Origin of the sequence: Paraburkholderia sp. 22099, from assembly GCF_052045835.1 — a bacterium.
GTDB lineage: Bacteria > Pseudomonadota > Gammaproteobacteria > Burkholderiales > Burkholderiaceae > Paraburkholderia > Paraburkholderia terricola.
In genome coordinates this window covers 1-5,848 of the sequence record NZ_JBQEPU010000067.1, presented here as the reverse complement: position 1 = coordinate 5,848, position 5,848 = coordinate 1, and the positions used below count along the sequence as shown (strand labels likewise).

Below are 5,848 nucleotides of genomic sequence, written 5' to 3'. Positions count from 1 at the left end.
GATGGGGATGGGCTCGCGCCCCTGCGTTCGACATGGCTGACTGGCTCCGTCAATCTAAACGCGCCCATCATGCTTTGGAAAAATCAGCATCGGGAAACGGTCGGGCCGAGTCGCTTACCCTGGTCGCAGTGTCCTTGAACTCCTTGCGGCTCCAGAACTTGATGGCCGCCAGCCCGAGCGGCAGGCCTTGCGGCGTCACCGCGAGACTTGAATGCATCAGGATGCCGCACTGCGAGCCTGCCTTGTCGCGACCGTATCTCCCGGCTGCGGTCAGCGTGTTGCTTGCGTAACCGATGAGCTCGGGACGTTCCCTTTCGTACGAAAACGTGGTGGTGTCCTGAAGGACAAGAACCGGTCCATCGGTCGAGGAAAAACGCTGGGCAGTTGCCTGGAAATGTCCACTCAGAATGTCTTGTTCACTGACGCGATCATTGTCCATGAAACGATAGGCTGCCTTGGTATTGGCCCAGTCCTGGCAGGCAAGTGGAATGGTCTGCCCCATGCCCTTCCACAGTTGCTCCAGCAGCATTCCAAACCGCTTATGTAACCGCGCGTCCTGGAATTCGCTTCCTTCAAGCTCCCGCTCAAACCACGCCCGATCTTCTACCTGTCGTTTCCCGGCCATTCTTCTCGCACGCTCGTCGTGACGCACGCCAGGTTACCAGGATTCGCGAAAGAAGTGGGTAATTACAAGGGTGTCCGATACGTTTACAACTACTTTCCGTACATGCCTATCTTGGGGAGTGCGAATACGGTCGATTTCGGACATCCGGGAAGCTCACTCGGCTACCGGAAGCGCACTTCAGAACACTGGCGGCTTCCCGCCCACCATGATCGTTGCCTTATCTTTGCGCTGATCTCCAATACTGAAAGGGATGCCCGCATCGTGTAAAGCCTTCGCCATTTCAATCGCTGCTGGATCATCAGTTTGATAGAGGATCAGGCCGGTCCATATGACGCCCAAGGGGAACTCCTTCTTATCTACGACCCACCCTGCATCGGTGAACGTCTTTAAGATGTCAGCGGCGTACATTCCCGACTCAGGATCACCCATCGCTTCCATGTTGAAACTGTTGGGATGCTTCGTCAAAATCGCAACCAATTCCGCGTGCTGTTTCGCCGTGATTCGCCGATTCGCAAACTTCTCGCGAAGCTCGATGTTTTGTTTTTCGACTTGCGCCGCGTGCAAGGACGCTTCCGCAGCGGCTTTGTTCGCCACGGCAGCCGCTTGGTTGGCATGCGCGGCATCGGAACCCGCCCGTGCGGTTTCCATTTCGTTGTTACTTATGCGCAGGTCCGAGTAATGATCTCTAATCTTACCGGTCCAAATCGCGCCCATCGTGGCTACAGCAACGATGATCGCACCAACTATCAGCGCAATATTGAAGGCGTTGAAGAGTGTGTCTGCTGTTTCCGAAGAAATGTTCAGGTTCGGCATGTCAGGTTCCACCTTGTTATTGGCGTGTACTGGTCCCCGTTTGGATGTCCCGCATAATACGATAGCTGCATGCCGCAACCCTAACACCACGACAAACGTGCCATCGTTCCTCGGACAATGAAGGCAAAAAGCAATGAGCAATCCACGCGCATGGTCGCTACTCGCCGTTGATGGCGCCCGACAATACGGCGGCAACACTGGCTATCAGGACGATCCGTCACAGGTCTATCGGTACGATAGTTTCGTCGCCAATCACCAACAAGTCTCGAAGAACGATGTGGTCGTCATTCGTTCATCGTTGGGCGTGCTTGGAGTCGCGCAAATCACCGGCATCGAACTCGAAAAGGGCGAGAAGGAGCGGCAGCGTTGCCCGATCTGTGCCGTCAGCGACATCAAGCGTCGGACGACAATCGAACCGCCGTGGGTCTGCCGGAACCGGCATGAATTTGTGGAACCGGCGCGCGAGAAGGTGACGGTTGAAACATTCGCTGCGCACTACGGTGAGACGTTCCGGTCAGCGCCGTCAGGGCTGACGCTGGATCGGTTGGCTGCCGCGGTTATTCGGCCCAATGACCAGATGTCGATTAAAGAGATCGACTTGGCGCGAATCGAACCGTGGTTGAAAGATGACACCGACTGTAATTCGTTGCTGAAAAAGTTCGTCCGCCAAATCGACATCGACACCGTGGATAACGCTGCGGACGCCGATCCACCGCACTCAGTCATCGAAGCGCGAAGACGGGTCCTTCGGGAAGTGAACCAGCGACGTGGACAGGCAAAATTTCGAAATCGGCTTATTGCCCGATACGGTGCGGCCTGTCAGATAAGTCGTTGCGCATTTACGGGACTGGTGGAAGCCGCGCACATCCGGCCATACGCCGAGACGAATGACAACGGAGCGCACAACGGACTGTTGCTGAGAAGTGACCTGCACACCCTGTTCGATCTCGATCTTTTGGCAATCAATCCGTCAACCCTGACCGTTGCGTTGCATCGCGACGTGCGCGCAGCGGGCTACGAAGCATTTGACGGCATACAGCTTTTCGTGAACGGCACGTCTGGCCCTGATCTGGCCGCGTTGGCCGACCGATGGGAGTTTTTCCAACTGCGGCAAGTACACGAAAATGCATCTAGTGAATCCGTACCAGTGGCGATCCCTGTTGAGTAGCTCACATAACCGGATTCGATTAAGGCTGGAAAAGGCGCTTTGCGAACCGGAGCCGTATTGGTTCGCTTGGGCCATACCCGTAGAGAACCGGGCTGCCACCGTCTAATACACAGCTTCACGAACACTGCTTAGGAATGTGTAAAATCGTGCAGCGATTCGTCGCCCAACGCAGCCTACGTTCACAGTCGTCTGATCGCTCCATACCGTCCTATCAAAATGAAAATAAGCTTCGCTTCTGCGCACAAATCGATTAAGTCATTCCCTATGGTCGAACTGCCTGACTTTGTTGTGTTGACCGGAGTGAATGGGGCTGGCAAGAGCCATTTTTTACAGGCACTTGAAGCGGGGAACCTTCGTATCGAAGAAGCGCCACATAACCCACATACCAGAAATATCCGGCGATTCGATTGGTCGAACATGGTTCCGAACGACAGCGGATCGTTTGCCGGATTTCAAGCCAAGCAAGAACGATCACAAATTTGGACTCAATTCTCGTCCCTTGCCGCACCGCTGTCACCGCAGATACAACAGATTTGCGGCCAATACCCGGTTTTGTCGAAATTCAGCGTTAAACAACTGACTTTGCTCACACCTGATAAGTTAAGCGCAGAAGGATTCACAGAGTCTGAATCCACGGCGATTCTTCTTCAAATTCAGAATATAGCCGACAGTGTCGATCAGACATTAACCCAACAATTTATACAGCATGACCCGCAAAACCGTTCACGCCTTTTGTCGGGAATGCGGGCATCAACCCAACTTCGGCTGTCAGCGTTCGAAGAAGAAGATTTTTACGACAACTTCCCGCTGACGTGGCAACCTGTGGATATGTTCCAACAGTCGTTTGCCCGCCTGTTTGCTGAATACCAAGAGAACCACACTAGAAATCAATTTAAGAAATTTCTCAATTCTCAGGGTGAAAATTATCGGGTATTTACTGACGACGAATTCGTATCGCGATATGGGGTCGCTCCATGGAATTTTGTTAACGGAATTCTGGAAACCGCAAATTTAAATTTCCGCATCAATGCGCCCGACAAATTCGATGAGCGACCGTATGAACCCAATCTCATAGATCAAATCACTGGTATTCGAGTAAAGTTCAACGATCTCTCTTCCGGCGAGAAAGTGTTAATGTCGTTCGCGTTATGTCTATATTACGCAAAAGACAAAAGGCAGATCGTCGAATATCCACAAGTGTTATTGTTCGACGAAATAGATGCACCGCTGCATCCATCAATGACCCAGTCGTTGCTGCGAACGATCGAGACAGTGTTAGTGGATCAACACAAGATTAAGGTAATTTTAACGACACACTCTCCTTCGACAGTAGCGTTAGCACCTGAAGAATCGTTGTACGCCATGCGAAAAGGCGACATTAATCGCTTGGCAAAGACATCGAAGGACAGCGCACTCTCCATCCTGATGGAAGGCGTGCCATCTTTAAGCATGCACTATGAAAATCGCCGCCAAGTTTTTACTGAAAGCCATTACGATGCCGAATTCTATGAGGCATTTTACGAGAAGCTAAAATCACAACTTACGCCTGAGATTTCGCTGACATTCATTGCAGCCGGTGGCGCTAAAAATGGTGGATGTGCCCATGTCCGAGACGTTGTAAGTAAGTTGCACAGCGCAGGGAATGGGACAGTTTTTGGCATAATCGATTGGGACTGCGTTAACGTCAGCACTGATCGAGTTAAGGTTTTGGGTGAAGGATCACGCTATAGCATTGAAAATTATATACTTGATCCGATTCTTATTGCCGCGCTTCTTTTCAGAGAAAGATTTGTATCACGCATTGAACTGAATTTAGCCGAAACCGAAACACATGCTGATTTCAGCCGATTCGATAATGACCGATTGCAGGGAATTGCGGATTTTGTCGTGAATAAGGTGCAACAGCGGGTCACGAATCAGACCGAAACTGGCAGCATCGAGTGTCGTTACGTCGGCGGTAACATCATTCGTGTACCAAGTTGGTATATGACGATGCAAGGCCACGATCTTGAAGGCTTGCTTAAATCGATTTTTGACGGGCTAAAGGGTTTCCATCGGGAAGGAGACTTAAAGCGAGAAATTGTTACGAAAGTGATCGACGAGATTCGGCCATTAATACCAGACTGCTTGCGCAAACTTTTCGCGTCCATACAGACAACGTAAAATAAACGTGAGCGATTAAATCACTTCGACAAACAGTGGTCACTATCGGTCATGTGACCACTCTCGACGGCGTGGTCACGATCGTTGCAACAGCATGCATCGACGCTATGCCATGACCAATGAGATGGTCACCAGTAGTGGTATGGTCACCGCCAATGTATGGTCACCATCAGTGGCATGGTCACCGTCATTGTATGGTCACCATCAGTGGGATGGTCGCCGTCATTGTATGGTCACCATCAGCGGTACGGTGACCGCCAATGTATGCTCACCATCAGTGGGATGGCCACAGACATTGTATGGTCACCATCAGCGGCATGGTCACCGCCATTGTATGGTCACCATCAGCGGCATGGTCACCGCCATTGTATGGTCACCATCAGCGGCATGGTCACCGCCATTGTATGGTCACCACAGCGGTACGGTGACCGTCAGGTATGGTCACCATCAGCGGCATGGTCACCGCCATTGTATGGTCACCACAGCGGTACGGTGACCGTCAGGTATGGTCACCATCAGCGGCATGGTCACCGCCATTGTATGGTCACCACAGCGGTACGGTGACCGTCAGGTATGGTCACCATCAGCGGCATGGTCACCGCCATTGTATGGTCACAGTGGATCGTTTCAACCGCCATATCTTTCGTACCACGCAGCGGTCTTCTGCGCTAACCAACTTTCGTACTGAGCGATGTGCTGCACCAGTCCACGGACATCCGGCAACAAGACAATTGCAAATCCAGCGTGACTACGATCAATCGGCCCAACCATTGCTTGTTCCGCATCACGCGCGTCGTGTGACATCAGGTAGAGAGCGTCTTGTCCCCGAATGCGCTTCGCCGCCCAGTGTGCGAACAGATTCCGGTACGGCCTTCGAAATTCAAGCTCGTTCAGACGCCCAATCGTATCGGGTATGTCTTCGATGGAAGGGTCCATTTGGGAGACCGCCGCCACCACCATTTAGAGGTGGCCGCGCAAATTCGGACAGCCGGATAAGTGAAACGCTCGGGGCCTGAGGCGGCGATAATGCCGACAAAGGAACCTTGAAGATGACGAAGAGAACCCGACGGACGCACTCA

Annotated in this window: 5 protein-coding genes; 2 read left to right on the top strand and 3 right to left on the bottom strand. The window is 52.2% G+C overall.

Translation table 11 applies throughout. The features are described 5' to 3' along the window. Positions 1–67: 67 nt before the first annotated feature. Positions 68–652, bottom strand: coding sequence for an IS4/Tn5 family transposase DNA-binding protein (locus ACTJLC_RS31575; protein WP_440846384.1), 585 nt, complete (start codon positions 650–652; stop codon positions 68–70). Positions 653–802: 150 nt separating this feature from the next. Continuing rightward, complete coding sequence (locus ACTJLC_RS31570; RefSeq protein ID WP_440846382.1) at positions 803–1,438, bottom strand: hypothetical protein; 636 nt, start codon at positions 1,436–1,438, stop codon at positions 803–805. A 133-nt stretch (positions 1,439–1,571) separates the two neighbouring features. On the opposite strand from ACTJLC_RS31570, the gene ACTJLC_RS31565 reads away from it, so the two are divergent. Together ACTJLC_RS31565 and ACTJLC_RS31560 are read left to right on the top strand one after the other, a co-directional pair. After that, the gene (locus ACTJLC_RS31565) at positions 1,572–2,606 is read left to right on the top strand and encodes an HNH endonuclease (protein ID WP_440846380.1); all 1,035 of its coding nucleotides are present in this window, start codon (positions 1,572–1,574) and stop codon (positions 2,604–2,606) included. Between the two features lie 264 nt (positions 2,607–2,870). Then, a complete protein-coding gene (locus ACTJLC_RS31560; protein ID WP_440846378.1) occupies positions 2,871–4,769 on the top strand; it encodes an ATP-dependent nuclease in 1,899 nt (632 codons plus the stop codon). A gap of 627 nt (positions 4,770–5,396) precedes the next feature. On the opposite strand, the gene ACTJLC_RS31555 is transcribed toward ACTJLC_RS31560, so the two are convergent. Next, entirely contained in the window at positions 5,397–5,705 is a 309-nt protein-coding gene (locus ACTJLC_RS31555; RefSeq protein WP_440846376.1) for a hypothetical protein, read from the bottom strand. Positions 5,706–5,848 lie beyond the last annotated feature (143 nt).

What these genes read in the sequence shown, in the direction of transcription:
- ACTJLC_RS31560 (WP_440846378.1), top strand. Translation starts at nt 2,871, where the DNA reads ATGGTCGAACTGCCTGACTTTGTTGTGTTGACCGGAGTGAATGGGGCT.
- ACTJLC_RS31570 (WP_440846382.1), bottom strand. Translation starts at nt 1,438, where the DNA reads ATGCCGAACCTGAACATTTCTTCGGAAACAGCAGACACACTCTTCAAC.
- ACTJLC_RS31555 (WP_440846376.1), bottom strand. Translation starts at nt 5,705, where the DNA reads ATGGACCCTTCCATCGAAGACATACCCGATACGATTGGGCGTCTGAAC.
- ACTJLC_RS31565 (WP_440846380.1), top strand. Translation starts at nt 1,572, where the DNA reads ATGAGCAATCCACGCGCATGGTCGCTACTCGCCGTTGATGGCGCCCGA.